Source organism: Enterobacter sp. 200527-13, assembly GCF_027924865.1.
Classification (GTDB): Bacteria; Pseudomonadota; Gammaproteobacteria; order Enterobacterales; family Enterobacteriaceae; genus Enterobacter; species Enterobacter ludwigii.
Genome location: NZ_BSCM01000001.1, coordinates 61630 through 87420 on the forward strand (window position 1 = coordinate 61630; position 25791 = coordinate 87420).

27 protein-coding genes are annotated in these 25791 nt (G+C 54.6%); 20 read left to right on the plus strand and 7 right to left on the minus strand.

What is annotated here, in order from left to right; genetic code table 11:
* Positions 1–10: 10 nt before the first annotated feature.
* Genes tauB through tauD form a run of 3 tightly spaced genes read left to right on the plus strand, consistent with a single transcriptional unit; the run spans position 11 to position 2450 of the window.
* Positions 11–778, plus strand: coding sequence for a taurine ABC transporter ATP-binding subunit (gene tauB / locus QMG44_RS00305; RefSeq protein ID WP_086532888.1), 768 nt, complete (start codon positions 11–13; stop codon positions 776–778).
* Positions 775–1602 (plus strand): taurine ABC transporter permease TauC, encoded by an 828-nt coding sequence (tauC, locus tag QMG44_RS00310; RefSeq protein ID WP_014168802.1) that lies wholly within the window; start codon positions 775–777, stop codon positions 1600–1602. Before tauB ends, tauC begins: the two co-directional genes overlap by 4 nt.
* On the plus strand, positions 1599–2450 hold the full coding sequence (gene tauD, locus QMG44_RS00315; RefSeq protein ID WP_281852978.1) for a taurine dioxygenase: 852 nt from the start codon (positions 1599–1601) through the stop codon (positions 2448–2450). Before tauC ends, tauD begins: the two co-directional genes overlap by 4 nt.
* A 44-nt stretch (positions 2451–2494) precedes the next feature.
* Here the strand turns inward: tauD and QMG44_RS00320 are convergent, their stop codons facing one another.
* Both QMG44_RS00320 and hemB read right to left on the minus strand, forming a co-directional pair.
* Complete coding sequence (locus QMG44_RS00320; RefSeq protein ID WP_086532887.1) at positions 2495–4195, minus strand: lysophospholipid acyltransferase family protein; 1701 nt, start codon at positions 4193–4195, stop codon at positions 2495–2497.
* Positions 4196–4327: 132 nt separating this feature from the next.
* Positions 4328–5302 carry a porphobilinogen synthase gene (gene hemB, locus QMG44_RS00325; protein WP_020885251.1) on the minus strand — a complete coding sequence of 325 codons (975 nt, stop codon included), beginning with the start codon at positions 5300–5302 and terminating at the stop codon, positions 4328–4330.
* Between the two features lie 450 nt (positions 5303–5752).
* Here hemB and QMG44_RS00330 point away from each other — a divergent pair, with 450 nt between their 5' ends.
* Together QMG44_RS00330 and QMG44_RS00335 are read left to right on the plus strand one after the other, a co-directional pair.
* Positions 5753–8527: an autotransporter outer membrane beta-barrel domain-containing protein gene (locus tag QMG44_RS00330; protein ID WP_086532886.1), complete on the plus strand. Its 2775-nt coding sequence runs from the start codon at positions 5753–5755 to the stop codon at positions 8525–8527.
* A 91-nt stretch (positions 8528–8618) separates the two neighbouring features.
* The gene (locus tag QMG44_RS00335; protein WP_014168808.1) at positions 8619–9242 is read left to right on the plus strand and encodes a helix-turn-helix domain-containing protein; all 624 of its coding nucleotides are present in this window, start codon (positions 8619–8621) and stop codon (positions 9240–9242) included.
* On the opposite strand, the gene ampH is transcribed toward QMG44_RS00335, so the two are convergent.
* The gene (ampH, locus tag QMG44_RS00340; RefSeq protein WP_020885249.1) at positions 9239–10405 is read right to left on the minus strand and encodes a D-alanyl-D-alanine-carboxypeptidase/endopeptidase AmpH; all 1167 of its coding nucleotides are present in this window, start codon (positions 10403–10405) and stop codon (positions 9239–9241) included. The two genes, QMG44_RS00335 and ampH, sit on opposite strands and share 4 nt — an antisense overlap.
* Before the next feature lie 204 nt (positions 10406–10609).
* Here ampH and QMG44_RS00345 point away from each other — a divergent pair, with 204 nt between their 5' ends.
* The 3 genes from QMG44_RS00345 (at position 10610) to QMG44_RS00355 (ending at position 13587) form a co-directional block, all read left to right on the plus strand.
* Positions 10610–11143, plus strand: coding sequence for an isochorismatase family protein (locus QMG44_RS00345; protein WP_025205011.1), 534 nt, complete (start codon positions 10610–10612; stop codon positions 11141–11143).
* 111 nt (positions 11144–11254) lie between these two features.
* Positions 11255–12475 carry a peptide antibiotic transporter SbmA gene (sbmA, locus tag QMG44_RS00350; RefSeq protein WP_014168811.1) on the plus strand — a complete coding sequence of 407 codons (1221 nt, stop codon included), beginning with the start codon at positions 11255–11257 and terminating at the stop codon, positions 12473–12475.
* A 14-nt stretch (positions 12476–12489) separates the two neighbouring features.
* Positions 12490–13587: a DUF1615 domain-containing protein gene (locus QMG44_RS00355; RefSeq protein ID WP_086532885.1), complete on the plus strand. Its 1098-nt coding sequence runs from the start codon at positions 12490–12492 to the stop codon at positions 13585–13587.
* Here the strand turns inward: QMG44_RS00355 and QMG44_RS00360 are convergent.
* Positions 13584–13886: a DUF2755 family protein gene (locus QMG44_RS00360; protein WP_020885246.1), complete on the minus strand. Its 303-nt coding sequence runs from the start codon at positions 13884–13886 to the stop codon at positions 13584–13586. The genes QMG44_RS00355 and QMG44_RS00360 overlap by 4 nt on opposite strands.
* A gap of 248 nt (positions 13887–14134) precedes the next feature.
* Between QMG44_RS00360 and QMG44_RS00365 the strand changes: the two genes are divergently transcribed.
* A complete protein-coding gene (locus QMG44_RS00365) occupies positions 14135–14371 on the plus strand; it encodes a DUF2754 family protein (protein WP_020885245.1) in 237 nt (78 codons plus the stop codon).
* Here QMG44_RS00365 and ddlA read toward each other — a convergent pair.
* Complete coding sequence (gene ddlA / locus QMG44_RS00370) at positions 14368–15468, minus strand: D-alanine--D-alanine ligase (protein ID WP_086532884.1); 1101 nt, start codon at positions 15466–15468, stop codon at positions 14368–14370. The two genes, QMG44_RS00365 and ddlA, sit on opposite strands and share 4 nt — an antisense overlap.
* A 103-nt stretch (positions 15469–15571) precedes the next feature.
* Here ddlA and QMG44_RS00375 point away from each other — a divergent pair, with 103 nt between their 5' ends.
* From QMG44_RS00375 to adrA, 6 genes are all read left to right on the plus strand, one after another.
* Positions 15572–16255, plus strand: a complete 684-nt coding sequence (locus tag QMG44_RS00375) for an extensin family protein (RefSeq protein ID WP_086532883.1) — start codon at positions 15572–15574, stop codon at positions 16253–16255.
* Between the two features lie 169 nt (positions 16256–16424).
* Complete coding sequence (locus tag QMG44_RS00380) at positions 16425–17639, plus strand: multidrug efflux MFS transporter (RefSeq protein WP_086532882.1); 1215 nt, start codon at positions 16425–16427, stop codon at positions 17637–17639.
* Positions 17640–17848: 209 nt separating this feature from the next.
* A complete protein-coding gene (gene iraP, locus QMG44_RS00385; RefSeq protein WP_014168818.1) occupies positions 17849–18109 on the plus strand; it encodes an anti-adapter protein IraP in 261 nt (86 codons plus the stop codon).
* A gap of 99 nt (positions 18110–18208) precedes the next feature.
* Positions 18209–19624: an alkaline phosphatase gene (phoA, locus tag QMG44_RS00390; protein ID WP_086532881.1), complete on the plus strand. Its 1416-nt coding sequence runs from the start codon at positions 18209–18211 to the stop codon at positions 19622–19624.
* An 89-nt stretch (positions 19625–19713) separates the two neighbouring features.
* The gene (gene psiF, locus QMG44_RS00395; RefSeq protein WP_014168820.1) at positions 19714–20034 is read left to right on the plus strand and encodes a phosphate starvation-inducible protein PsiF; all 321 of its coding nucleotides are present in this window, start codon (positions 19714–19716) and stop codon (positions 20032–20034) included.
* A 101-nt stretch (positions 20035–20135) separates the two neighbouring features.
* Positions 20136–21239: a diguanylate cyclase AdrA gene (gene adrA, locus QMG44_RS00400; protein WP_106503755.1), complete on the plus strand. Its 1104-nt coding sequence runs from the start codon at positions 20136–20138 to the stop codon at positions 21237–21239.
* A 16-nt stretch (positions 21240–21255) separates the two neighbouring features.
* Here the strand turns inward: adrA and proC are convergent, their stop codons facing one another.
* Complete coding sequence (gene proC / locus QMG44_RS00405; protein ID WP_020885239.1) at positions 21256–22065, minus strand: pyrroline-5-carboxylate reductase; 810 nt, start codon at positions 22063–22065, stop codon at positions 21256–21258.
* A gap of 97 nt (positions 22066–22162) precedes the next feature.
* On the opposite strand from proC, the gene QMG44_RS00410 reads away from it, so the two are divergent.
* The 5 genes from QMG44_RS00410 to ppnP all read left to right on the plus strand — a co-directional run bounded on the left by QMG44_RS00410 (position 22163) and on the right by ppnP (position 24800).
* Complete coding sequence (locus QMG44_RS00410; protein ID WP_047744164.1) at positions 22163–22621, plus strand: YaiI/YqxD family protein; 459 nt, start codon at positions 22163–22165, stop codon at positions 22619–22621.
* Between the two features lie 144 nt (positions 22622–22765).
* On the plus strand, positions 22766–23290 hold the full coding sequence (aroL, locus tag QMG44_RS00415) for a shikimate kinase AroL (RefSeq protein WP_020885238.1): 525 nt from the start codon (positions 22766–22768) through the stop codon (positions 23288–23290).
* 44 nt (positions 23291–23334) lie between these two features.
* The gene (gene yaiA / locus QMG44_RS00420; protein ID WP_013095817.1) at positions 23335–23526 is read left to right on the plus strand and encodes a protein YaiA; all 192 of its coding nucleotides are present in this window, start codon (positions 23335–23337) and stop codon (positions 23524–23526) included.
* A 237-nt stretch (positions 23527–23763) separates the two neighbouring features.
* On the plus strand, positions 23764–24441 hold the full coding sequence (locus tag QMG44_RS00425) for an AroM family protein (protein WP_281852979.1): 678 nt from the start codon (positions 23764–23766) through the stop codon (positions 24439–24441).
* A 71-nt stretch (positions 24442–24512) separates the two neighbouring features.
* Positions 24513–24800, plus strand: coding sequence for a pyrimidine/purine nucleoside phosphorylase (ppnP, locus tag QMG44_RS00430; protein ID WP_014168827.1), 288 nt, complete (start codon positions 24513–24515; stop codon positions 24798–24800).
* Positions 24801–24845: 45 nt separating this feature from the next.
* Here the strand turns inward: ppnP and rdgC are convergent, their stop codons facing one another.
* Entirely contained in the window at positions 24846–25760 is a 915-nt protein-coding gene (gene rdgC, locus QMG44_RS00435; protein WP_014882739.1) for a recombination-associated protein RdgC, read from the minus strand.
* Positions 25761–25791 lie beyond the last annotated feature (31 nt).

The following is a 25791-nucleotide window of genomic DNA, read 5'->3' on the forward strand; positions in this document are numbered from 1 at the left end:
GGGGGAAACGATGCTGAATATTACAAATCTGTCTGCTGATTACGGCGGTAAACCTGTGCTGGAGGAGATCAACCTGACGCTGGACAGCGGTGAATTGCTGGTCGTGCTGGGTCCGTCCGGGTGCGGCAAAACCACGCTGCTGAATTTGATCGCCGGGTTTGTACCGTATCAGCATGGCTCCATCCAGCTGGAAGGGAAACGGGTCGAGGGCCCGGGTGCAGAGCGCGGCGTGGTCTTTCAGAGTGAAGGGCTGCTTCCGTGGCGCAACGTGCAGGAAAACGTCGCCTTCGGCCTGCAGCTTGCGGGGGTTCACCGTGAACAACGGCTGGCGACCGCGCGTGAGATGCTAAAAAAGGTGGGGCTGGAGGGCGCTGAAAAACGTTTTATCTGGCAGCTTTCCGGTGGCCAGCGTCAACGGGTCGGGATTGCCCGTGCGCTGGCGGCAAACCCACAGCTGTTGCTGCTGGATGAGCCGTTTGGTGCGCTGGACGCCTTCACCCGTGAGCAGATGCAAACGCTGCTTTTGCGCCTGTGGCACGAAACGGGCAAGCAGGTACTGCTGATTACCCACGATATCGAAGAGGCGGTGTTTATGGCGACCGAACTGGTGTTGCTTTCGCCGGGGCCGGGTCGTGTGCTGGAGCGGTTGCCGCTCAGCTTTGCCCGTCGCTATGTGGCCGGTGAACCGGTCCGCAGTATCAAATCCGATCCGCTGTTTATTGAACAGCGCGAATATGTTTTAAGCCGCGTATTTGAACAACGGGAGGCATTCTCATGAGCATTGTCTTCAGTGAGAAAACGCGCCGCCCTCGTCTCGCGTTACGCTGGCCGTTCTCTCGCCAGATCACGCTGAGTGCGGGCACGTTGCTGGTATTGCTCGCAGTCTGGTGGGCGGTGGCAGCGCAACAGTGGGTAAGCCCGTTGTTCCTTCCGCCACCGGGACAGGTGCTGGCGAAACTCATCACTATCGCCGGGCCGCAGGGTTTTATGGATGCCACGCTCTGGCAGCATTTAGGTGCCAGTCTGGCGCGTATTCTGGTGGCGCTGCTGGCGGCGGTAGTGATTGGCATCCCGGTGGGCATCGCGATGGGGCTGAGCCCGACGGTGCGCGGCATTCTCGACCCGCTGATTGAGCTTTACCGTCCGGTCCCACCGCTGGCCTATCTGCCGCTGATGGTTATCTGGTTTGGCATCGGGGAAACCTCGAAAATTTTGCTGATTTATCTGGCGATTTTTGCCCCGGTTGCTATGTCGGCACTGGCTGGGGTGAAGAGTGCACAGCAGGTGCGGATCCGCGCGGCGCAGTCGCTAGGTGCCAGCCGTCTTCAGGTGCTGCTGTTTGTGATTTTACCGGGCGCGCTGCCGGAGATTTTAACCGGGTTGCGCATTGGCCTTGGGGTGGGCTGGTCAACGCTGGTGGCGGCTGAGCTGATCGCCGCCACGCGCGGATTAGGGTTTATGGTGCAGTCGGCGGGAGAGTTTCTGGCGACTGACGTCGTGCTGGCAGGGATCGCGGTGATCGCCGTGATCGCCTTTGGATTAGAACTGGGGCTGCGCGCGCTACAGCGACGTCTGACGCCCTGGCATGGAGAAATACAATGAGTGAACGTCTGACCATCACCCCGCTGGGGCCATACATTGGTGCGCAGGTCTCCGGCCTGGACGTGACCCGTCCACTGAGCGATAACCAGTTCGAGCAGTTGTACCACGCGGTGCTGCGCCATCAGGTGGTGTTCCTGCGCGAACAGGCGATCACCCCGCAGCAGCAGCGCGCGCTGGCTCTGCGCTTCGGCGATCTGCATATTCACCCGGTCTATCCCCATGCGGAAGGCGTGGAGGAGATCATCGTGCTGGATACCCATAACGATAATCCGCCGGACAACGACAACTGGCATACCGACGTGACGTTTATCGAAACGCCACCTGCAGGGGCGATACTGGCGGCGAAGCTGTTGCCGGACACCGGTGGAGATACGCTATGGGCCAGCGGTATCGCCGCCTTCGAGGGGCTGTCCGTACCGTTCCGGACGCTGCTGAGCGGGTTGCGGGCCGAACATGACTTCAAAAAATCCTTCCAGGAGTACAAGTACCGGAAAAGCGAAGAGGAACATCTGCGCTGGCAGGACGCGGTCGCGAAACATCCGCCGCTGCTGCATCCGGTGGTGCGTACGCACCCGGTGACCGGTAAGCAGGCGTTATTTGTGAACGAAGGCTTTACGACGCGGATCGTAGACGTGACGGAAAAAGAGAGCGATGCGCTGTTAAGCTTCCTGTTTGCCCATATCACCAGGCCGGAATTTCAGGTGCGCTGGCGCTGGCAGGAGAACGATCTGGCGATCTGGGACAATCGCGTGACGCAACACTATGCGAACGCAGATTATCTGCCGCAGCGTCGGATTATGCAGCGGGCGACGATTTTAGGGGATAAACCGTTTTACCGTGCGGGCTGATGCCTTCACCTGACCCTCTCCCGACGGGAGAGGGGAAAGCAGGGTTACAAATGCGCCTCAATATAGCGCTGATAGCGGTTCGCCTTCAGATAACACAAATCCACCAGCACCAGGCCGTCAACGCAGTTGTTGAATGCCGGGTCGCTCCCGAAATCAATAAACTGTACGCCACCCGGTTCACACAGCTCGGAATACTGCTTGTAGAGCGGCGGAATGCCGCAGCCCAGATTGCCGAGCAGGGATTTTAGCTTCGTCAGATCGTCGACATAATCCACGCCGCCAAACTGCGCCAGCACGTCCGGAAGCGATGCCGGGTAGGGCTGGCGTGACGCCGCGAGTGGATGGCTTGCCGGGAACCAAAGGCGGTAAAACGCCACCAGCAGATCCCGCGCGGCGGGCGGTAAGCCGCCGGAAATCGAGACCGGACCAAACAGATAGCGGTAGTGGGGATAACGCGCCAGATAGGCACCAATGCCTGACCACAGATAGTCCAGACCGCGGCGTCCCCAGTAGCGCGGCTGAATAAAGCTGCGCCCGAGCTCAATGCCGTGCTCCAGCACATCCTGCATTTTGTCGTCGTAGTGGAACAGGCTGTAGCTGTACAGTCCTTCCGGCCCCCGACGCTCCACTTGTCTGGCGGTGGGCATAAAGCGATACGCACCGACAATCTCCAGATCCTCATCGTCCCATAAGATCAGATGCAGATAATCATCATCGTAGCTGTCAGTGTCCCGGCGCTTACCGCTCCCTTCTTCCACCGCGCGAAACGCAATCTCACGCAGGCGGCCCAGTTCGCGTAGCAATGGCGCCTCTTCCTGGCCGTTACGCTGCCAGAGATAGATGGATTTTCCATCGCCGGTTTTGCCCAGACATTCAGCCTGCGCCAGCTCGCGTTTTAGCGTAGCCCGGTCTTCCGGACGGGCAATGGCGCACTGGGTTTTAAAGACGCCAGGCACTCCCTTGCCAAGACGTATCACGTGCTGACGGCACTTTTCGGTCATCTCACGCGACGAAAGGGTGGCGCTATACCAGTCACTCCAGGCAATCTGCTGACCGATTGTAATCGGCAGCTGGCTATGGCGACGGCGGAACATCTGCTGCATCAGCAGCAGCATGGATAACGTCGGCGACACCAGCGTGCTGGCATAAAAGAGAAGGCTGTTGTGCGCCTGAATATGTACCGGCAGCAGCGGGGCGCGCAGTTTGGTGGCGAGTTTGATAAATCCTGAGTGCCATTTTTTATCGCGAATGCCTTTTCGCGTCGGCCGGGAAACTTCACCCGCCGGGAAGAAGATCAGCACGCCCGCGTTTTGCAGATGTTGTTCCATCTGTACCAGCGACGTTTTTGCCGTCCTGCCGCCCATATTATCGACCGGGATAAACAGCGAGCTTAGCGGCTCCAGGTGGGTCAGCATCCGGTTGGTCACGACTTTGACATCGCGTCGCACGCGCGAGACGGCGTACATCAGCGCCAGCCCGTCCAGAGTACCTGTCGGGTGGTTGGCAATGATAACCAGAGGGCCATGTTCGGGGATTTGTTCGAGATCGCGGGCGGAAACGGTGCAGAGAATATCAAGGTGCTCCAGAACTTGCTCCACCATATCCAGTCCTTTCAGGTGGCGGTGTGCTGCGGCAAATTGCTGGAATTCTTCTTCGTAAAACAGCCTTTTTAACAGACTTTTTTGCCAGGGTGCCGGCCTCGCCTGAGGCCAAAGGTCATCGAGAACACTATCGAGACTAAACATGATCACTCCTCCTGCCGTCTTGCGATGACAGTAGAAGGGGGAAATGTCGGTTGTATTGCAGTTTGGTGAAGTTTCGTGAGGCAGGGAGAGCAGGCCGGGTCAGGCGAAACCGCCCCCCGGCACCGTTGCGCCTTAGCGCAGAATTTTCTTCTCAGCCAGATCCAGCGCAAAGTAGCTGAAGATCAGATCCGCACCCGCGCGTTTGATCGCACCCAGGCTTTCCAGGATCACTTTCTCTTCATCGATCGCACCCGCCATGGCGGCGAATTTGATCATCGCGTACTCGCCGCTGACCTGGTACGCGCCCAGCGGCAGCGAGGTGCGTTCGCGAATATCACGCAGGATGTCGAGATAGGCTCCCGCCGGTTTCACCATCAGGGCGTCTGCGCCCTGGGCTTCATCGAGCAGGGATTCACGGATAGCTTCCCGACGGTTGAGCGGGTTCATCTGATACGTTTTACGATCGCCTTTCAGCGCCGTACCGGCTGCTTCACGGAACGGGCCGTAGAAAGAGGAGGCAAATTTGGTGGAGTAGGACATGATGGCCGTGTCGGTAAAACCGGCAGCATCCAGCGCCTGGCGGATAGCCTGCACCTGCCCGTCCATCGCAGCCGATGGCGCGATGAAATCAGCACCCGCAGCGGCAGCAACCACCGCCTGCTTACCTAAATTCAGCAGGGTAGCATCGTTATCCACACCGTGATCGCACAGCACGCCGCAGTGGCCATGAGAGGTGTATTCGCAGAAACAGGTGTCGGACATCACGACCATTTCCGGCACGGTCTCTTTGCAAATGCGCGACATACGGGCGACCAGACCGTCCTCTTTCCAGGCATCGCTGCCGGTGGCGTCGGTATGATGGGAGATGCCGAAGGTCATCACCGAGCGGATCCCTGCATTGGCGATACGTTCGATTTCACGCGCCAGATGTTTTTCAGGAATGCGCATCACGCCAGGCATGGCTTCGATGGCCTTGTAGTCGTCAATCTCTTCTTCAACAAAAATCGGCAACACCAGATCGTTTAAGGTCAGTGTTGTCTCTTCAAACATAGCGCGTAGTGCGGGTGACTTGCGCAGGCGACGGGGACGAGCAATTAAATCGGTCATGGTATGCCTGAGGTTTGTGGAACAAAGAGGGTTAGTGTACCTCAAAGTGAAAGAGGGTGTTTTACCAAAGTGGGCATTTTGTCGAGGGGAAAATCCCGATGCCAACGCGTTATGCGATCAATAATATACACCCTTCCACTGGCGTTAATTGTTTACGAAATATTGGTTTTATTTCTATGATGAAGTAAATATATCATTGAAAATGATCTATTTATTTTTATTATATTTTTTATCTTTATAAGGGGGTGTTTTAACTGCTTGTTTTATAATGATTATTGATGGCATTGTATCGCTACTGCATTATTTTCATGTTGTTTGTCTGAATGCGGACTTAATGGAATGATTCATTGAACCTTTTCAGATTGAAAATGCATAATTCCCTCCGCAATTAAGTATTGCAAAATCGTTAGATGGACAAACTTGCTTACGTCCCTGAGGAGGGATGACCCAATGCAAACATGGAAAAAGAAACTGGTTGTATCACAACTTGCATTAGCCTGCACCCTGGCTATCGCTTCTCAGGCCAATGCGAAGGATATTTCTGGTACGACATATAATACCTTCGGATATGATAATACGGCAGCAGCACCCTGGTATTATGGTTACGCTGACTGGGATTACTCTGATGCGACGCACGATGGTGATATTTATCCGGTGATTAATAAATCCACCGTGAATGGTGTTATATCAACATATTATTTAGATGATGGTATCAATGGTCGGGCGAATGCGCTGAGCATTTCCAACAGCACCATTAATGGCATGATCACCTCAGAATGCATGACCGCGTCATGTGCTGATGGCGTGGATACGGACGGCACAACCCATTCTCAATACGACCGTTTTAGCCTGACCGTCGATAACTCCACGATCAATGATACTTACGAGCATTATGCGTATGACGTTGTGAACGGGGAAAATACGGAAACGCACTATCTGGACACCTATGCGCTGGGCAATGCAATTACCCTGGATGTGGAATCGGATATTGTTATTCAGAATAACTCTCACATCGCCGGCATTACCCTGACTCAGGGGTATCAGGAACGGGATAATACCCCGTATGACGGTGTGGAAGGTGTGGCGAACAGCAGCAATGTCTTTACCGACACGCTGCTGGTGAAAGACTCGGTGCTGACCTCTGGCGCATACAGTGACCTGGGCACCAGCGGGTTCTATGGTCAAACCGCGAAGCCGAGCGATTATGGTGAAACCAATGCCACTGCGGCTGACGACGCGGCGCTGATTGTTGCTGCCAGTGCGTCTGACAACGCGATGCAGACCACCGCCACGTTCGATCACTCCACGATCACCGGCGATATCCTGTTCTCCAGTACCTTCGATAACAACTTCTACCCGAACGGCGATCCGGCAACCGATACGACGGCTGACGGTATATACAACCCAACCACCAACGGCTGGGATGACACCGATAAGCTGGACGTCACGCTGACCAATGGCAGCAAATGGGTCGGCGCAGCGCAGTCCAGCGTTGAGGCCATCGGCACCGCGCAGATGTATGGCCTGGGCTACAGTGACGTTGACTGGCGCACCCTCTCTCCAGATAGCATCTGGCCGGATTCCACGTTCGACAATAATGGACATGTCGCGGGTGAAGCGGTCTATCAGAGCGGTCTGTTCAACGTCACGCTGAATAACGGCTCTGAGTGGGATACCCGTAAGCTCTCTAACATCGACACGCTGACGGTGAATAATCATTCGCAGGTCAATGTTGAAAACTCGGGCCTGCTGGCTGATTCCATCACCCTGTCCAATGCTTCATCTCTGAACATCGGTGACAATGGTGCCGTGGCAACCGACAGCCTCTATCTGGACAGCGACAGCCGTGCGGCCCTGACAGAGGAAACCGCGGAGCTGTATGCCAATACCATTACCGTGGACAACGGTGCGGAGCTGTCTCTCGGCCTCGGCCAGGTGGATACGCACAATATGGTGTTGACGGATGGCGGCGTGCTGAACGTGGCCAGCCGTGATTACGTGTTGAACAGCGATCTGAACAACGCCCGCTATATCACCAATGATATGAGCAAAGCCGATTACGACTACGGCGTTGTGGCACTTAACGCTGACGGCCATCTGGCCGTGAATGGTGACGTGGCAGGGAATTACGCCGTGCGTATCGACAACGCCACCGGCGCCGGCTCTGTTGCTGACTATAAAGGCCAGGAGATTATCCGTGTTTATGACAACAACACGGAGACCCGCGCCAGCTTCACTGCGGCAAATAAAGCCGATTTAGGCGCATATACTTATCAGGCGCAGCAGAAAGGCGACACTGTTGTTCTGCAACAGCAAGCGCTGACCGATTATGCCAACATGGCGCTGAGCATCCCGTCTGCCAACACCAACATCTGGAATCTACAGCAGGATGCAGTTAGCGCGCGTCTGACCAACAGCCGTCATGGCCTGGCGGATAACGGCGGCGCATGGGTAAGCTACGTTGGTGGCAACTTCGACGGCGATAATGGCGTTATCAGCTACGATCAGGACGTGAGCGGTATCATGGTTGGTCTGGATACCCTGATTGACGGTAATAATGCGAAGTGGATCGTCGGTGGTGCGGCAGGTTTCGCCAAAGGCGATATCAGCGATCGCACCGGTCAGGTGGATCAGGACAGCCAGACGGCAATGATGTACGCGTCCGCGAAGTTTGCGAACGATCTGTTCATCGACAGTTCCCTGAGCTACACCCGATTCAACAACGATCTCTCCGCGACTATGAGCAATGGTCAGTATGTTGACGGTAACACCACCACCGACGCCGTTGGTTTTGGGTTGAAACTGGGCTATGACTGGAAACCAAACCTCTCTGGTTATGTTACGCCATACGCGGCCGTGTCGGGTCTGTTCCAGTCCGGTGATGACTATCGCCTCAGCAACGACATGCGCATGGATAGTCAATCCTATGACAGCCTGCGTTACGAAGCGGGTGTGGATGCCGGTTACACCTTTAACTACGGCGGTGACCAGGCACTTACGCCTTACTTCAAACTCGCTTATGTCTATGACGACGCTGGTAACGATGCCGATGTTAACGGTGACAGCATTGATAATGGCGTGAAAGGCTCCGCAGTGCGGGTTGGTCTGGGTACCCAGTTTAGCTTTACGAAGAACTTCAGTGCTTACACTGATGCCACTTATCTGGGCGGCGGTGACGTTGACCAGAACTGGGGCGCAAATCTGGGTGTGAAATATACCTGGTAATGAATAAAAGCGGGGGATAAGCCCCCGCTTTTTTATAGATGACAATAAAAAATAATAGTGAACCGACAAATACGGATGTCTTGAGGTCTGCATGAACGTTAATGCGAAACCACTTTCTGAATTAAGCCGGCTCGAAGCATGTTTGATAGCAGCCAGTACCCCTTTTAAATCTGCTCCACAGCAATTAATTACCTCGGGCAAGGGGAGTGAGCCTTGTACCTACGTATTCCAGACCGGTGTTATTGAAGTTTATCGTCATTCAGACGATCTGCTGGTTGGCATTGCGTCAGCCCCTTTTATTTTTGGCCTGTCTGCCGTAGTGATTAATCACAGTCAGGAATACAGAGTCACTGCCAAAACGGCCTGTACCGGTTTTTATTTGCCCGCGGCGACCACCCGTCAACTCATTCAACAGCATTCGCTCTGGAAAGACGCGTTTTGCTGGTTATCCTGGATAAATTACATTCTCGGCAAACGCGACAGGCAGCTGGTGGGAAATAACTCCTATCACCAGATCCGCGCAATGCTGCTGAATATGGCCGAGTGGGATGAAACGCTGCGTTCAAAAATTGGTGTGATGAATCATATACAGCAAAGCACGCGTATTTCACGCTCTGTCGTTGCCGAAGTGCTCGCTGCTTTGCGACAAGGCAACTACATCAATATGAGCCGGGGCAAACTGGTCAGCATCAACCGTTTGCCCACGGAATATTAAGGCTGGATGGAGGCGGTGAGCACCTGGGCTTTATTGGCGCTCAGCTCAGCCACCAGGTTATTGATGCCATCGCTCATATTGACGAAACGCGTATTTGGAGAGCGGGTGACGACCACAAACGCGCCCACGTTGGACTGCGGGATCATCGCCATATAGGTGATGAATCCACCGCCGCCACCGGTTTTCTGAATAATGCCCGGTCGGCCATTTTTGGGTGCCATATAGACCCAGCCCATGCCCAGCGCGTCGGCTTTACCCGGTACGTCCATGCCGATCACGCGGTGCAACTGGCTACGCTGGTAAATCAGGGTCTGCATGCGATCGGCCTGGTGACTGCGCGCATAGAAATCTGATGAGAGGAACTGCTGCATCCAGCGCATCATGTCGCCTGGCGTTGAATAGACCCCACCACTGCCGATGGCTGCCAGGGTGTTATTACACGGGCTTGCGCCTTTCTCTGCCACCATCAGGCGTCGGCACTGATCCGGAGAAGGGGTAAAGGTGGTGTCCTTCATGCCGAGCGGGCGCGTTATCTGCTCTTCAAAGAGTTGCGGGTAAGGTTTGCCTGCTGCCGTCGAGAGCGCATCTGCCAGCAGGTCAAACGCCAGGTTTGAGTAAGATGCCTGTGAACCCGGGGCCGATTTCAGCGTGGCGGTGCTCAGGTAGTTCCAGCGCTGTTCGCGCGTTGGCCAGACAAAAACGTCACGGTGCGCCGCGCCGCCGGGTTGTTCGCGAGGCAGCGCGCTGGTATGGGTGGCAAGGTTTACCAGCGTGATGGGCGTGCCCTGATAGGTTGGAACGCGTGCGCCTGGCGGCGCATATTTGCTGAGCGGATCGTCGAGCTTGACCACGCCCTGATCGAGTAATTTCACCAGCATTTCGCTGGTCATCAGCTTGGTTAAGGACGCAATGCGGATCACGGAATCCAGCTGCGGGTGAACGTTATTTCCCGGTCGCGTTTCGCCAAAGCTGCGAAATACGCGCTGGTTGCCGTCGATGACCACCATCGCCATCCCGGTCGCGCCACTGCCGTAATAGATAAGGTTCGCGTAGCGATCGGCAATATCTGAAGCCAAAACGGGGGCCGTCAGCGGCTGAGCTGCCTGGGCGGTGGAGAAGCTCACCGCACACAGCGCGGCAAAAGAGAGCAGACAACGTTTCAACGAAAAGCATCCATGAATTGAATGAGAAAAGTAATGGGTATTTATACTACTAAAGCGCACCGTGCAATGCCCCGAATTGCATAACGATAGCGAGAAAAACGTAACCATGGGTAAATAAGCATAATTTCCTGGCGACCAGTCTCCCATTTTGTGACATCGGCCGTATGATAGAGGCCAGTGTCACTCAATCTTGCGGAGAACGATATGTCAGTGAAGCGTGTGGTTATGGTTGTCGATATGCAGCAAGGGGTGTTTGCAACGCCGCGTTACCAGCGCGAAAAATGTGTTTCGCTTATCAATCAGCTCACGCAGGCCGCCGAACGGGTGATTTTTATTCAGCATACCGGTGAAGGCGGTCTGGAAGAGGGGAGCGAAGGGTTTGCGCTGCTGCCTGAACTCCATCAGCCCGCTGACGCGCTTTACGTCACCAAGACCGCCTGCGATGCATTTTATAACACCGCACTTGAAGCGGTGTTGCGCGAGCAAGGTATTCGCGAGTTTGTCATCTGCGGCTGTGCCACCGATTACTGTGTCGACGCGACCATCAAGAATGGGGTCAGCCGTGGCTATCACATTACCGTGGCGGAAGATGCCCATACCACGGCTAATCGTCCGGCAGCCGACGCGCCCATTCTGATTAACCATTACAACGACGTCTGGCGTGACTTTATTGCGCCGGCCAATCCTCTCGCGGTGAAACGCACCGAAACAATTCTCGAAAACTGGAAAGCGAACTAATAATTAACCCTCGGGTCTGACCTTTTTGCCTGCGCCGTCTGGCTCAGGCGAGATTTTCGTGTGGTGATGTGTTGAGCACAGCAACAGCCATAACAACAAGAAGGAAGCATTATGTTTAAGTCTTTTTTCCCAAAGCCGGGGCCTTTTTTCCTGTCGGCATTTATTTGGGCACTGATCGCTGTCATTTTCTGGCAGGCTGGCGGCGGGGCGTGGCTGGCCCGCATTACGGGCGCAACGGGTGACGTCCCGATCAGCGCCGCTCGCTTCTGGTCGCTTAGCTATCTGCTGTTTTACGCCTACTACATGGTATGCGTTGGCCTGTTTGCCCTGTTCTGGTTTGTCTATGCGCCGCACCGCTGGCAATACTGGTCGATTCTGGGAACCTCGCTGATTATCTTTGTGACCTGGTTCCTGGTGGAAGTGGGGGTGGCAGTAAACGCCTGGTATGCCCCGTTCTACGACCTTATCCAGACTGCGCTGAGTTCGCCGCATAAGGTAACCATTAACCAGTTTTACCATGAGGTGGGCATTTTCCTCGGTATCGCGTTGATTGCGGTGGTGATCGGGGTGATGAACAACTTCTTCGTCAGCCACTACGTTTTCCGCTGGCGTACCGCGATGAACGAACATTATATGGCGCACTGGCAACACCTGCGTCATATCGAAGGTGCAGCACAGCGTGTGCAGGAAGACACCATGCGTTTTGCCTCCACCCTTGAAGACATGGGCGTCAGCTTTATCAACGCCATCATGACGCTGATTGCCTTCCTGCCGGTGCTGGTGACGCTCTCGGCTCACGTGCCGGATCTGCCTCTTGTCGGTCATCTGCCGTATGGGCTGGTGATTGCGGCGATTGTCTGGTCTCTGATGGGGACGGGGCTGCTGGCGGTGGTCGGGATTAAGCTGCCGGGTCTGGAGTTTAAAAATCAACGCGTGGAAGCGGCTTATCGTAAAGAGCTGGTCTACGGTGAAGATGATGCTAACCGCGCCTCGCCACCAACCGTACGTGAGCTGTTTGGTGCCGTGCGTCGCAACTACTTCCGTCTCTACTTCCACTATATGTATTTCAATATTGCGCGCATTTTGTATCTGCAGGTCGATAACGTTTTCGGTTTGTTCCTGCTGTTCCCGTCCATCGTTGCGGGTACGATTACGCTCGGCCTGATGACCCAGATAACTAACGTTTTTGGTCAGGTGCGTGGCTCATTCCAGTACCTGATCAGCTCCTGGACCACGCTGGTGGAACTGATGTCCATCTATAAACGTTTACGCAGTTTTGAGCGTGAGCTGGACGGCCAGGAACTGCAGGAAGTCACCAATACATTTAGCTAATACAGGGAGTTGCTATGACCTTTGCCGTACCGCGTGCGTTACCGTTGTGCTTACTGGCCGCTCTGGTGCTGGTTGGGTGTGCCGAAAAAGGGGCTGCTCCGCTTAAAGAAGGGGAGAAGCCTGTTGATGTGGCAAGCGTTGTGCGGCAAAAAATGCCCGCCAGCGTGAAAGATCGCAATGCATGGGCGGATGCGCTGGCAAAAACCTTTGAAAGCCAGAAGATTGCCCCTACCGAGGAGAATATCTGCTCGGTACTGGCGGTGGCGCAGCAGGAATCAATGTACCAGTCAGACCCGGTCGTGCCGGGTCTGAACAAAATAGCCTGGAAAGAGATCGACCGCCGTGCGGAATCGATGCATATCCCGGTATTCCTCGTGCATACCGCGTTTAAGATCACCTCGCCAAATGGAAAAAGCTACAGCGAACGGCTGGACACGGTAAAAACCGAGAAACAGCTCAGCGCCATCTTTGATGATTTCATCAGCATGGTGCCGATGGGGCAGACACTGTTTGGTTCACTTAACCCGGTACACACCGGCGGGCCGATGCAGGTCAGCATTGCCTTTGCGGAAAAGCATACCGACGGCTACCCGTGGAAAATCGACGGTACGGTGCGTCAGGAGGTCTTCTCCCTGCGTGGCGGCTTGTGGTTCGGCACTTATCATCTGCTGAACTATCCGGCGAATTACAGTGAGCCGCTGTACCGCTTTGCGGACTTTAACGCGGGCTGGTATGCCAGCCGTAACGCGGCATTTCAGAATGCGGTCAGCCGCGCGAGCGGCGTGAAGCTGGCACTGGATGGCGATCTTATTGCCTACGGCAGCAGCGAGGCTGGCACCACGGAGCGGGCGGTGCGGAAATTATCGAACAGGCTTGGCATGAGTGAGAGCGACATTCGCCATCAGCTTGAGAAAGGCGATAGTCTGGCGTTTGAGAAAACCGATCTGTACAAGAAAGTCTTTACGCTTGCAGAACAGAAAAATGGGAAAACGTTACCGAGGGCAATCCTGCCGGGTATTCAGCTGGAAAGCCCGAAGATCACGCGTAACCTGACAACCGCCTGGTTCGCAAAACGCGTGGATGACCGCCGGGCTCGCTGTATGGGGCTTTAAAAGCGACGGCGAAAACGCAGTACTAATGCCACAACGCCTAAAATCATACACCCTGCGAGGAAAGGAATGAGGCCAAACAGGGTGCTTACGCCAAAGCCAATTTCCACTCGCGGGCGTCCGTTATCCTGCACCTGCATCAGGTGTTCATAGACTCCTGGTGCATGAACCAGCATATTGAGTAGCTGCGAACCCGCCCAGAAACAGAACAAGACAAACAGGGCATAAGCGATATTACCCGCCGTGGAGGTTTTTGGTTGTTTACCGCCAAAAATCGGTTTCGACAATGTAAAGTCAGCCATCACGACCTCCCGATAAATCACTCTGTTTTATATGCGTCTTACAGGGTGAGTTTGACAGGTCATAGTATTTGTCAATATCAGAATCGTGTTAATTTACCCTAAGGAATTCTCCTGGATTGTCGAATTCTGCAGCGCATCACAATTTCTTAACTTAATTGAAACAACAGCGTGTTTCAGAATTTCCGCATCAGCCACAGACCTCGTCATAAATCTGTGAGAGGATATCTTTTTTTCCTGCCGGAGTTGTCATGAAGCTCACTTCCAAACTACGCCGTGACTGGCATTACTACGCCTTTGCTATCGGGCTGATCTTTATTCTTAACGGTGTCGTGGGGCTGTTGGGATTTGAAGCAAAAGGGTGGCAAACGTATGCCGTGGGTCTGGTGACCTGGGTTATCAGCTTCTGGCTGGCGGGGATGATTATCCGCCGTCGTCCTGAAGAGACGACAGCGGATGAGACGGAAACGGCGAAGAGTCCCGATTAACCGTTTACGGAGCTTTTCAGGGCGCTGTCCGCAGCATGACGCTCCAGCGCCAGTTCGATCAGGCGGGTGATAAGTGCTGAGTAGCTAAGCCCGCTGGCCTGCCACAGCTTGGGATACATGCTGATGTTGGTGAAGCCCGGCAGGGTGTTGATTTCATTAATCACCACCTCGTTTTCAGGCGTCAGGAACACATCCACGCGCGCCATGCCGCTGCAGCCGAGCGTCTGATAAGCGTTAATCGCGATCGCGCGGATCTTATCGTTGATTGCCGGATCGATATTTGCAGGCACGACAACCTGGGCGCCTTTATCATCAATGTATTTGGTGTCGTAAGAGTAAAAATCACTGTTTAACACCACTTCACCGCAGGTGCTTGCCTGTGGGAAATCGTTGCCCAGCACGGCGCACTCAATTTCGCGGCCTTTGATGCCCTGCTCAACCACCACTTTATGGTCAAACTCAAACGCCAGGCTGACCGCTTGCGTGAACTGCTCTTCGCTTGTCACCTTGCTGACCCCGACGGAAGAACCCTGGTTTGCAGGTTTCACAAACAGCGGCAGGCCCAGCTGACCGGAAATCTGAGCGAAGCTGTGTTGGTCACGGTTGGCGCGGGTGAGGGTGACAAACGGCGCAATATTCAGCCCCGCATCACGCAGCAGGCGCTTGGTGACGTCTTTATCCATGCAGGCAGCGGAACCCAGCACATCAGAACCGACAAACGGCAGGTTGGCCATGCGCAGCATCCCCTGCAGCGAACCATCTTCGCCAAGGGTGCCATGAACGATAGGGAAGACCACGTCAATCTGGGCAAGAGACTGCGCATTACCGGCGTCGATGAGTTGCCCTTGCACCACGCCGGGTACGGTCGCGACGCTGATTGCAGAAGGATTCAGGGCGATATGCGCCGGATCGTCAGCATTTAACAGATACTGGCTGGCATCGTTGACATGCCACTGCCCCTGTTTATCTATGCCCAGCAGCACCACGTCGAAACGGCTTTTATCGATTGCATCGACGATATTTTTGGCCGATTGCAATGAAACCTCGTGCTCCGCTGATTTTCCCCCAAAGACAATACCTACGCGCTGCTTTGCCATCTCACTCTCTTCCAGTCTGACGAAAAACCAATAACATACCACGATGCCCAGCGGGTTTCGCGGCCTTCTGCCATAATGTTTTGGGGAATGTTAAGGGGGGAGCGTGAAAGGAAAAACTCTGCTGACCGTTTTCATTATTGCGGCTGTCGCAACGGTGGGGTATCACTGGTTGCCGTCTTACTACAACCCTTTCACGCCGCTACATCTCGACGACCCGCCAGGCCGCATTACCCAGTATAAGCTTCGGAACTTAACGCCCCAGGCGTGCGCGAGCCTGTTATCGCAGGCCAATCAACGCGCGCTTATCCGCACACAACCGGTCGCAGACAGCGGTGGGGAGTGTCCACTCCGTAACATCGTCCGGGTACGTAACTTCGGTCCGGTCAGCCTGAACAGCAGTTTCCTTGCGAGCTGTCCGCTGGCGCTCAGTTCTGCCTTGTTTATCAGCCAGCAGGCCCGGCCACTCACCAGAAGCTATACGGGAAGTGAGCTGACGCGTATTGAGCATCTCGGCAGCTTTGCCTGCCGCAACATTTACCATCGCCCCGACGCGCGACGCAGTGAACATGCTACGGCAGAGGCGCTGGATATCACGGCGTTTGGGCTGGCAAACGGTGAGAGGGTCACGGTACAAAACGGCTGGAAGGCGACCAAAACGCAGCCATGGCTGAAAGGCATGCTGGCGGCGAGCTGCAGCTATTACGGTAACAGCCTGGGGCCAGAGTATAACGCTGCCCATGCCAGCCACTTTCACCTGGGGATGCGCGGTTTCGGTCTCTGCCGCTGAAGCATAATATTCCGTCAGAAAATGGATGGTTTGTGACTTATTTCACAAATATGATGACTGGGAAGATAAAACACCAAAGTCGGCAAGTGCGCATCTCTGGTGCGACGTCATAACGCGTAACTTGCTAATCTGTCGGCGAATTCGCCTAAAAATGAAGACTATTTCTTTTATGGAATCCTGGAAAGTTAATCTCATCTCGGTCTGGTTCGGGTGCTTCTTTACCGGGCTGGCCATCAGCCAGATATTGCCCTTCCTGCCGCTGTACGTGTCGCAGCTGGGTGTTACCTCCCATGAAGCGCTCTCCATGTGGTCAGGTCTGACGTTCAGCGTCACGTTTCTGGTCTCTGCCATCGTCTCGCCGATGTGGGGGAGTCTGGCCGACCGCAAAGGGCGCAAGCTGATGCTGCTGCGCGCATCGCTGGGGATGGCGATAGCCATTCTGCTGCAGGCCTTTGCCACTAACGTATGGCAGCTCTTTTTCCTGCGAGCGGTGATGGGGCTGACGTCCGGGTATATTCCGAATGCCATGGCGCTGGTGGCCTCGCAGGTGCCCCGTGAACGCAGCGGCTGGGCGCTGAGTACGCTCTCTACTGCTCAGATAAGCGGGGTCATTGGCGGCCCGCTGCTAGGGGGCTTCCTCGCCGATCATGTGGGGCTGCGCGCGGTGTTTATCATTACGGCCATCCTGCTGGTGGTCAGTTTTCTGGTCACGCTCTTCCTCATTAAAGAGGGAGGACGCCCCATCATCAGCAAAGCTGAACGCCTGAGCGGCAAGGCCGTTTTCGCCTCGCTGCCCTATCCGGGCCTGATGATCAGCCTGTTTGTGACCACCATGGTGATCCAGCTTTGCAACGGTTCGGTCGGCCCGATTCTGGCGCTGTTTATTAAGTCGATGGAGCCAGACAGCAATAATATTGCTTTCCTCAGCGGGATGATTGCCGCCGTCCCGGGCGTATCAGCCCTCATTTCGGCGCCACGCCTTGGAAAACTGGGCGACAGGATCGGCACGGCGCGTATCCTGATGGCCACACTGATTTTTGCGGTGGTGCTCTTTTTCGCAATGTCGTTTGTCACTTCTCCGTTTCAGCTTGGCGTGCTGCGGTTTCTGCTGGGCTTTGCCGATGGTGCGATGTTACCCGCGGTGCAAACATTGCTGGTGAAATATTCCAGTGACCAGGTAACGGGCCGTATTTTTGGCTATAACCAGTCGTTTATGTATTTAGGTAACGTTGCCGGTCCGCTTATGGGAGCCGCTGTTTCGGCAATGGCCGGTTTCCGTTGGGTATTTGCTGCTACCGCTATTGTGGTGCTGATAAATATAATTCAACTGGCTATTGCACTGCGTCGCCGCAGACAAATGGCAGAGGCGAAGTCGGCGCGATAGCCGTTTCGTAGATGTATTATATATTCTTATGGTCGCCGCATTTTTATATAACTAAATGCGGCGTTTTTTATAGAAAAACGTTTCGCTGAAAGCCGCGAGGAATCTATTTTTCCTGCCGCATCACTTTTGCATAACATAATAAATTTCTTCTCTTTGCATAATGGATTCAGAATGCTAAGTTCAGACAAAACGGATAAGGAAATAGCACCATGAAAAATCTCATTGCTGAGTTGTTGGTCAAGCTTGCACAAAAGGAAGAAGAGTCAAAAGAGTTGGTCGCCCAGGTTGAAGCGCTGGAAATTGTGGTCACCGCGCTGCTGCGACAAATGGCGAAAAACGAACAACAGACGTTGATTGAGAACGTTGAAGGCGCGCTGGAAAGCGTCAGACCCGATTCCCAGGTGCCGGTTGAGGATGCTGAAATGCTCCGCCAGTACGTAAAAAAGCTGTTAAGGCATCCTCGCAACTAAACCATCACGGAACCTGACGGCGTGTCATAGAATTGTCATGCAGGATGCCTATAGTCGCTCTGTTTTATTTTTTATGTATTTGTACATGGAGAAAATAAATTGAAACAGAGCGCACTTTTCATCGCATTACTTCCCCTGTTAATGTCACCCGCTATTTATGCCGACACTCACAATACCAGCGTGCTGGATAATCGTGCGGCCAAAGGGGATATCACCCAGCCAGGCGGCGCGCGTCGGTTGACTGAAGATCAAACCGCCGCCATTCGCGCTTCGCTGAATGAGAAACCCGCTAAAAACATTATTCTGCTGATTGGCGACGGGATGGGCGATTCCGAAATAACGGCAGCACGAAATTATGCCGAAGGCGCGGGCGGCTTTTTTAAAGGTATCGACGCACTGCCTCTCACCGGACAATATACCCATTACGCGCTGGATAAAAAAACCGGTAAACCCGATTACGTGACGGATTCTGCTGCCTCTGCCACTGCGTGGTCCACCGGTGTGAAAACCTATAATGGTGCGCTGGGTGTAGATATTCACGAAAAAGATCACCAGACCATTCTGGAGATGGCTAAAGCGGCGGGACTGGCTACCGGCAACGTCTCTACGGCTGAACTTCAGGATGCAACGCCAGCGGCGCTGGTAGCGCATGTCACCTCGCGTAAATGCTACGGCCCGTCTGTGACCAGCGAAAAATGCCCCACTAACGCGCTGGAAAAGGGCGGTAAAGGCTCGATTACGGAACAACTGTTGAACACACGTCCTGACGTGACGCTGGGCGGCGGGGCGAAAACCTTCGCGGAAACCGCAACGGCGGGCGAATGGCAGGGCAAAACGCTGCGTGAGCAGGCGCAGGCTCGCGGCTATCAGCTGGTGAGTGATGCATCTTCTCTGGCGGCGATCACCGAAGCAAGCCAGGATAAACCGCTGCTGGGTCTTTTCTCTGATGGCAACATGCCGGTGCGCTGGGAAGGGCCAAAAGCGTCCTACCACGGCAACATTGATAAACCTGCCGTAACCTGTGCGCCAAACCCAAAACGTACCGACAGCATCCCGACGCTGGCGGCGATGACCGATAAAGCGATCTCATTGCTGAGCAAGAGTGAAAAGGGCTTCTTCCTGCAGGTGGAAGGCGCGTCGATCGATAAACAGGATCATGCGGCTAACCCGTGCGGTCAGATTGGCGAGACGGTCGATCTGGACGAAGCAGTGCAGAAGGCACTTGAGTTCGCGAAGAAAGACGGCAATACCCTGGTGGTCGTTACTGCAGACCATGCGCACGCCAGCCAGATCATCCCAGCGGATACCAAAGCACCGGGCCTGACGCAGGCGCTGAACACCAAAGATGGCGCGGTGATGGTGTTGAGCTATGGCAACTCTGAAGAAGAGTCCATGGAGCATACCGGAACCCAGCTGCGCATCGCAGCATACGGTCCGCATGCGGCAAACGTGGTAGGGCTGACCGATCAAACGGATCTGTTCTACACCATGAAAGCGGCTTTAGGGCTGAAATAATAAAAGCCCGGCGGAAATCACATCTGCCGGGTGGTTTTTTTCCTGTCACGAACCAGACTTACAGTGAATGTTCACAAAAGGATGGTGCAATGAAAACAACATTACTGGTTACTCTGCTCTCGGGTCTGTTCCTGATCTCATCGGCGAACGCGGAAGAGAAAACATTAACGCCGCAGCAGCAACGCATGACCACCTGTAATCAACAGGCGACCGCACAGAGCCTGAAGGGCGATGCCCGTAAGACCTACATGAGCGGTTGCCTCAAAAACGGTGCCGCGAAACCGGGTGAGAAAAGCCTGACGCCGCAGCAGCAAAAAATGCGCGAGTGTAATGCGAAAGCGACCGAACAGTCCCTGAAAGGCGACGATCGCAGCAAGTTCATGAGTGCCTGTCTGAAGAAAAACGTGTAGTCCTATCGGGTGAGTGGCCCCGGCGGCTCACCCGAAATTTCATACTTTCCCCGTAAGCCCCCTCTCTATAATTTGGGAAATATTTCAGAATATTCCCAAAAATGATGAATGATGAATCTTATTACAATATAAAGCGCATTCGGGAAGAGTGGAATATGACCCTTTCTCAGGATGACCCACACCGTACCGGGATCCCGTTTGCCCGGCGAGCCCGGCTGGCGCGTGTTGTCGGACTGGCAGCGATGTTCTTCCCCCTCTCTGGCGTGCTGGTCACCTTTTCTGTATCCGGCGTCTGGTGGTTGTTCCTGGTGGGGTGGGCATTTATCTGGCCCCATTTCGCCTGGCAGTGGTCCTGCCGCGCTGCTTCTCCTCATCAGCAGGAACATTTTAATCTGAAGATTGATGCCATTATTGCCGGGCTTTGGATCGGCATGATGGGGATCAATGCGCTACCTACGGCAGCGCTGCTGATGATGGTGGGAATGAACATGATGGGGGCCGGCGGCTGTCGGCTGTTTTTTACCGGCATGATGTTAACCCTTCTGTCTTCCCTGGTGACGCTCCCCGTCGTGGGCCGGGTGGCTGTCTTTAACCCGGAGCCTCTGGCATGGGGCTTAACGCTTCCCGTGCTGGTGTTATATCCGATGCTTTTTGCCTGGCTCAGCCATCGTACTGCCATCAGGCTTGCAGAGCATAAACGGCGGCTGGAGCTGATGAGTACTCGCGACGGCATGACCGGCGTCTTTAATCGCCGGCACTGGGAAGTGCTGCTGAGAAATGAATTTGAACACTGTCGCCGCAACCACTGCACCGCCACGATTTTGCTTATCGATATCGATCATTTTAAGAATATCAATGACACCTGGGGCCACGATGTGGGTGATGAAGCGATCATTGCCCTGACGCGGCAACTGCAGCTAACGGTGCGTTCCGGGGATGCGATAGGCCGTTTCGGCGGGGATGAGTTCGCGGTGATCATGTCCCGGACGGCGGCAGACAGTGCCATCGCCGTGATGTCACGCGTGCATGAGCGGCTGGAAACGCTGTCGTTACCGTGTGCGCCCAAGGAATCTCTGCGTATTAGCGTCGGTGTCGCGCCCTGGGGACCGCAGTTCGGGCACTATCGGGAGTGGTTAAAAGCGGCCGATGTGGCGCTGTATAAAGCGAAAAATGCCGGACGCGGCCGCACCGAGGTGGCTGCCTGACGCCCGGCGCAGATAATCAGGATTTACTCAGTTTCTCTGATTTTTCCATGCATTTTGTCATCGCTTCAATAACGGCCGAACGGAAGCCGCGCTCTTCCAGCACCCGCACCGCCTCGATAGTGGTTCCGCCAGGCGAGCAGACCATATCTTTCAGTTCACCCGGATGCTTACCGGTCTCCAGCACCATTTTGGCAGAGCCCATCACGGCCTGCGCAGCAAATTTATACGCCTGCGCTCGTGGCATGCCGCCAAGCACCGCGGCGTCGGCCATCGCTTCTAAAAACATAAAGACATACGCAGGCGCTGAACCGCTCACTCCCACTACCGGATGGATCATGGATTCGGCAATGACTTCCGCTTCACCGAAGCAGCGGAAGATGTTCAGGACATCCGCCACGTCTTCCGACGTCACCAGCGCGTTAGGCGTGACGGAGGTCATGCCGGCGTTGACCAGTGATGGGGTATTCGGCATAGCGCGTACGATTTTACGGTCATGACCCAGCGCGCGCGCCAGCTGATCGAGCGTGACGCCCGCGGCAATCGATACGACCAGCGTCTCTTTGTTCAGGCTGGTGGTGATGTCGCTCAGCACTTTGATCATGATGTTCGGCTTGACGGCGCCAAAGACAATATCGGCTACCTGAGCCACTTCCTGGGCGCTTTCGGCTGCGTTGATCCCGTACCGATCGCGTAACGCGGCGACGTTGTCCGGTGATGGGGTGTAGACCCAAATCTGACCCGGCAGCACCTGTCCGCTGGCGATCAGGCCACCCAGGATGGCTTTGCCCATGTTACCGCAGCCGATAAACCCGATTTTCTTATCCATCACGATTCTCCGTCATTATGCGTTGTTTTCTCTGATTGATAGCTTAACAACGAAATGCAGGCGACAATAGTCGGCAGAATCATTATGGGGAGACAATATGGCGATTTGGGTTGATGCGGACGCGTGTCCGAATGTGATTAAAGAGATTTTATTCCGCGCGGCCGATCGCGTGCAGATGCCGCTTACGCTGGTGGCGAACCAGAATATTCGCGTACCGCCTTCCCGATTTATTCGCGCGTTGCGGGTTCCGGCCGGCTTTGACGTGGCGGATAACGAGATTGTGCGTCTGTGTAGCCCCGAGGATCTGGTGATCACGGCGGATATCCCGCTGGCCGCGGAAGTAATTGAAAAGGGAGCGGCGGCGCTGAACCCGAGAGGGGAGCGTTATTCGCCGGCGACCATTCGTGAAAGACTCACCATGCGTGATTTTATGGATACGCTTCGCGCCAGCGGCGTGCAGACCGGCGGGCCAGACAGCCTGTCCCAGCGCGATCGCCAGCAGTTCGCTGCAGAGCTTGATAAGTGGCTGCTCGAAGTCAAGCGTCGCACTGCGTAATGATAACCATTGTCACTTTGTGGTACAGTATGGCCTCCGCAGGGTTGTCATCCCGTACCGCTTTGCAGTAAAGTAAACGCAACATCTTCTGCAATTATTTCTTTACGCTCTTCGGCCATCCGGCATCAAGGGGAACACCTGGTTATGACCCAACCCATCTTTTTAGTTGGCCCCCGCGGCTGTGGGAAAACCACCGTTGGCCTGGAACTGGCACGCGCGTGCGATCGTCAGTTTGTTGATACCGACCACTGGCTGCAAACCGAAGCCGGGAAAAGCATCGCGGAAATCGTTGAGCAAGAGGGGTGGGAGAGCTTTCGCGCTCGTGAAACGGCCGCGCTGAAGGCGGTCACCACGCCGTCTGCTGTTATCGCAACCGGTGGCGGCATTGTTCTCGCCGAGTGTAACCGTCGCTTTATGCGCGAAAAAGGGATTGTCATCTACCTCAGCGCACCCGTTTCGGCCCTGGTAGGGCGGCTGGAAGCATTTCCGGAAGAGGGACAACGTCCTGCGCTGACCTCCCGGCCGCTCAGCGAAGAGGTGAGCGAAGTGCTGGCCGAACGCGATGCGTTATACCGCGAAGCGGCACACCACGTTGTGGATGCTTCCGCTTCACCCGAGGACGTGGTAATTCAGATTATTACCGCCCTGCGTTTGGCTTGTGCCAGCTAAGCGGCGTCTATACTTATAGCTCAGACATAAAAAAAGGATGAGCTATGCCAACCAGACCTCCCTATCCACGTGAAGCACGCATCGTTACCGTTGAAAAAGGCAATGGCGATCAAACCGTCACCTGGTATCAGCTGCGTGCCGATCACCCCAAACCAGACTCTCTGATCAGTGAACATGAAACTGAACAGGAAGCGCTGGATGCCAAACGGCGCTATGAAGATCCTGATAAGTCGTGAATGAATTCCTAAAGGGCTAAATACCGTGCCTGAATCACACTTTTTACTCATCGCAAATGTTAAGCAGGAGTTAATATTTAGTTATTACAGGTAACTCCGTAATGGGCAGGCGATCTTTACATTTCGCGATGGGGATCACCTGCTACGCTTGGTGCTGTTTTGTTGAAAAAACGAACTGTGCAGCGTAGTGAGCCTGTACCTGTGTGAAAGATTTAGCGGTAATGGAAGGCGATGAAGATGAAGGCGACGTTGGCGATCCTCACTATTGGTGTGGTCCCTGTAAGCGAAGTGTTACCGCTCTTAACCGAGCATGTATCTGAACAACAGATAACGCATCTAAGCCTGCTGGGGAAGATGAGTCGGGAAGAGGTCATGGAAGACTACGCTGTAGAGGCGGGGGAGGATCCCCTGGCGACGTTATTAAGTGACGGTAAACTGGCGCATGTTTCGCGTCAGAAAATCGAGCGCTCGCTGCAGAGCGTAATAGAAGTGCTCGATAATCAAGGCTATGACGTTATTTTACTGATGAGTACTGCACCTGTTAAGGGACTCATCGCGCGTAATGCGATTTTGCTGGAGCCGATGCGGATCATTCCGCCGCTGGTGGCCTCCATTGTTGACGGGCATCAGGTGGGGGTCATTGTTCCCATTGAAGAGCTCATGGACAACCAGACGGCAAAATGGCACGTACTCGAAAAAATGCCTTTGTATGCGCTGGCCAATCCCTTCTGGGACAGCGAGGCTGCGCTGATTGAGGCAGGATGGGAACTGCTGGAGAGAGGGGCCGATGTGTTGATTCTGGACTGCCTTGGATTCCACCAGCACCACCGTGACTTACTGCAAAAGGCGCTGGATGTCCCGGTGCTGTTGTCCAATGTTCTGATGGCCCGGCTGGCCGCAGAGCTGTTGATCTAATGATTTTGCGTGACAGGTGATGATCATGGCCCCTATAGTGAATTTTTATCTAAAAATATAAGGGCCAGTTCATGCTTCAAAGTAACGAATACTTTTCCGGTAAAGTGAAATCCATTGGTTTTACCAGCAGCAGCACTGGCCGCGCCAGTGTCGGCGTTATGGCTGAAGGGGAATACACCTTTGGTACAGCCGAAGCTGAAGAGATGACGGTGATCAGCGGTGCGCTCAACGTCTTACTGCCGGGGGAAACAGAATGGAAAGTTTACTCTGCCGGACAAGCGTTCAACGTCCCTGGCCACAGCGAATTCCATCTGCAGGTTGCTGAACCGACCTCTTATCTGTGCCGCTACCTGAAATAAAACGTTTTATACCCTCTCCCTGCCGGGAGAGGGTCACTGCAGGCATTACCGCTGCGCTTCGCCACCGAGGCCTTCTACCAGATTCTGAATTAACGCTGCCAGCTCTCCGGTCATCAGGATAAAGTCCGCGTCAAAGCGCTGGGCGTAATCTTCACGATCGATATCTTCGTTCTGATCGCGCAGCTCATCGCAGAATTTCAGACGCTTCACCGAGCCGTCATCGCACATCACAAACTGAATACGCTGCTGCCAGTCGAGTGCCAGTTTGGTCACCACTTTGCCCGCTTCAATGTGTACGGCGATCTCGTCGCTCACCAGATCCTGCTTTTTCGCGCGGATCACGCCGCCATCTTCGAGCAGGGCTTTGAGCTCAGCTTCATCAAGGATCTGGAAGCCCTGGGCCGCTGTACCGCTGCGCACCCATTCGGTCAGGGTCAGTTCAATCGGCGTTTCCAGCGCCAGCGGAACGACCGGTAACGATCCGATGCTTTTGCGCAGCAGGGCCAGCGTATCTTCCGCTTTTTTGGCGCTGGCGCAGTCCACCATGATCAGCCCGTTAACGGTATCGATCCACATCATTGTCTGGCTGAAACGGCTAAAGGCGCGCGGCAGCAGAGAGTGCAGAACTTCGTCTTTCAGCGAATCTTTTTCGGTTTTTTTCAGCTTGCGGCCCTGTTCGGCTTCAAGCTTGAAAATTTTCGCTTCGAGCGCCTGCTTGACCACCGGCGTGGGCAGAATTTTTTCTTCTTTGCGGGCGCAGACGATGATTTGACCCGTGCTGCTGGCGTGGGTCAATGCATCGCTTTGTGAACCCATTGGAGGAACCCAACCGGTTTTTGCCATATCCTGGCTACCGCAAGGGGAAAAGCTATAAGCGGCTAACTGTTTTTCCATCTCTTCTGCACGCAGCGAAACGTCGCGGCTGAGACGGTAAACCATCAAATTTTTGAACCACAGCATGATAATTTCCACGGCCTTGTCGTTAAATCAG

Coding starts and splice junctions, on each gene's coding strand:
- tauB (WP_086532888.1), top strand. CDS start 11: ATGCTGAATATTACAAATCTGTCTGCTGATTACGGCGGTAAACCTGTG.
- tauC (WP_014168802.1), top strand. CDS start 775: ATGAGCATTGTCTTCAGTGAGAAAACGCGCCGCCCTCGTCTCGCGTTA.
- tauD (WP_281852978.1), top strand. CDS start 1,599: ATGAGTGAACGTCTGACCATCACCCCGCTGGGGCCATACATTGGTGCG.
- QMG44_RS00320 (WP_086532887.1), bottom strand. CDS start 4,195: ATGTTTAGTCTCGATAGTGTTCTCGATGACCTTTGGCCTCAGGCGAGG.
- hemB (WP_020885251.1), bottom strand. CDS start 5,302: ATGACCGATTTAATTGCTCGTCCCCGTCGCCTGCGCAAGTCACCCGCA.
- QMG44_RS00330 (WP_086532886.1), top strand. CDS start 5,753: ATGCAAACATGGAAAAAGAAACTGGTTGTATCACAACTTGCATTAGCC.
- QMG44_RS00335 (WP_014168808.1), top strand. CDS start 8,619: ATGAACGTTAATGCGAAACCACTTTCTGAATTAAGCCGGCTCGAAGCA.
- QMG44_RS00345 (WP_025205011.1), top strand. CDS start 10,610: ATGTCAGTGAAGCGTGTGGTTATGGTTGTCGATATGCAGCAAGGGGTG.
- sbmA (WP_014168811.1), top strand. CDS start 11,255: ATGTTTAAGTCTTTTTTCCCAAAGCCGGGGCCTTTTTTCCTGTCGGCA.
- QMG44_RS00355 (WP_086532885.1), top strand. CDS start 12,490: ATGACCTTTGCCGTACCGCGTGCGTTACCGTTGTGCTTACTGGCCGCT.
- QMG44_RS00360 (WP_020885246.1), bottom strand. CDS start 13,886: ATGGCTGACTTTACATTGTCGAAACCGATTTTTGGCGGTAAACAACCA.
- QMG44_RS00365 (WP_020885245.1), top strand. CDS start 14,135: ATGAAGCTCACTTCCAAACTACGCCGTGACTGGCATTACTACGCCTTT.
- ddlA (WP_086532884.1), bottom strand. CDS start 15,468: ATGGCAAAGCAGCGCGTAGGTATTGTCTTTGGGGGAAAATCAGCGGAG.
- QMG44_RS00380 (WP_086532882.1), top strand. CDS start 16,425: ATGGAATCCTGGAAAGTTAATCTCATCTCGGTCTGGTTCGGGTGCTTC.
- iraP (WP_014168818.1), top strand. CDS start 17,849: ATGAAAAATCTCATTGCTGAGTTGTTGGTCAAGCTTGCACAAAAGGAA.
- psiF (WP_014168820.1), top strand. CDS start 19,714: ATGAAAACAACATTACTGGTTACTCTGCTCTCGGGTCTGTTCCTGATC.
- adrA (WP_106503755.1), top strand. CDS start 20,136: ATGATGAATGATGAATCTTATTACAATATAAAGCGCATTCGGGAAGAG.
- proC (WP_020885239.1), bottom strand. CDS start 22,065: ATGGATAAGAAAATCGGGTTTATCGGCTGCGGTAACATGGGCAAAGCC.
- QMG44_RS00410 (WP_047744164.1), top strand. CDS start 22,163: ATGGCGATTTGGGTTGATGCGGACGCGTGTCCGAATGTGATTAAAGAG.
- aroL (WP_020885238.1), top strand. CDS start 22,766: ATGACCCAACCCATCTTTTTAGTTGGCCCCCGCGGCTGTGGGAAAACC.
- yaiA (WP_013095817.1), top strand. CDS start 23,335: ATGCCAACCAGACCTCCCTATCCACGTGAAGCACGCATCGTTACCGTT.
- QMG44_RS00425 (WP_281852979.1), top strand. CDS start 23,764: ATGAAGGCGACGTTGGCGATCCTCACTATTGGTGTGGTCCCTGTAAGC.
- ppnP (WP_014168827.1), top strand. CDS start 24,513: ATGCTTCAAAGTAACGAATACTTTTCCGGTAAAGTGAAATCCATTGGT.
- rdgC (WP_014882739.1), bottom strand. CDS start 25,760: ATGCTGTGGTTCAAAAATTTGATGGTTTACCGTCTCAGCCGCGACGTT.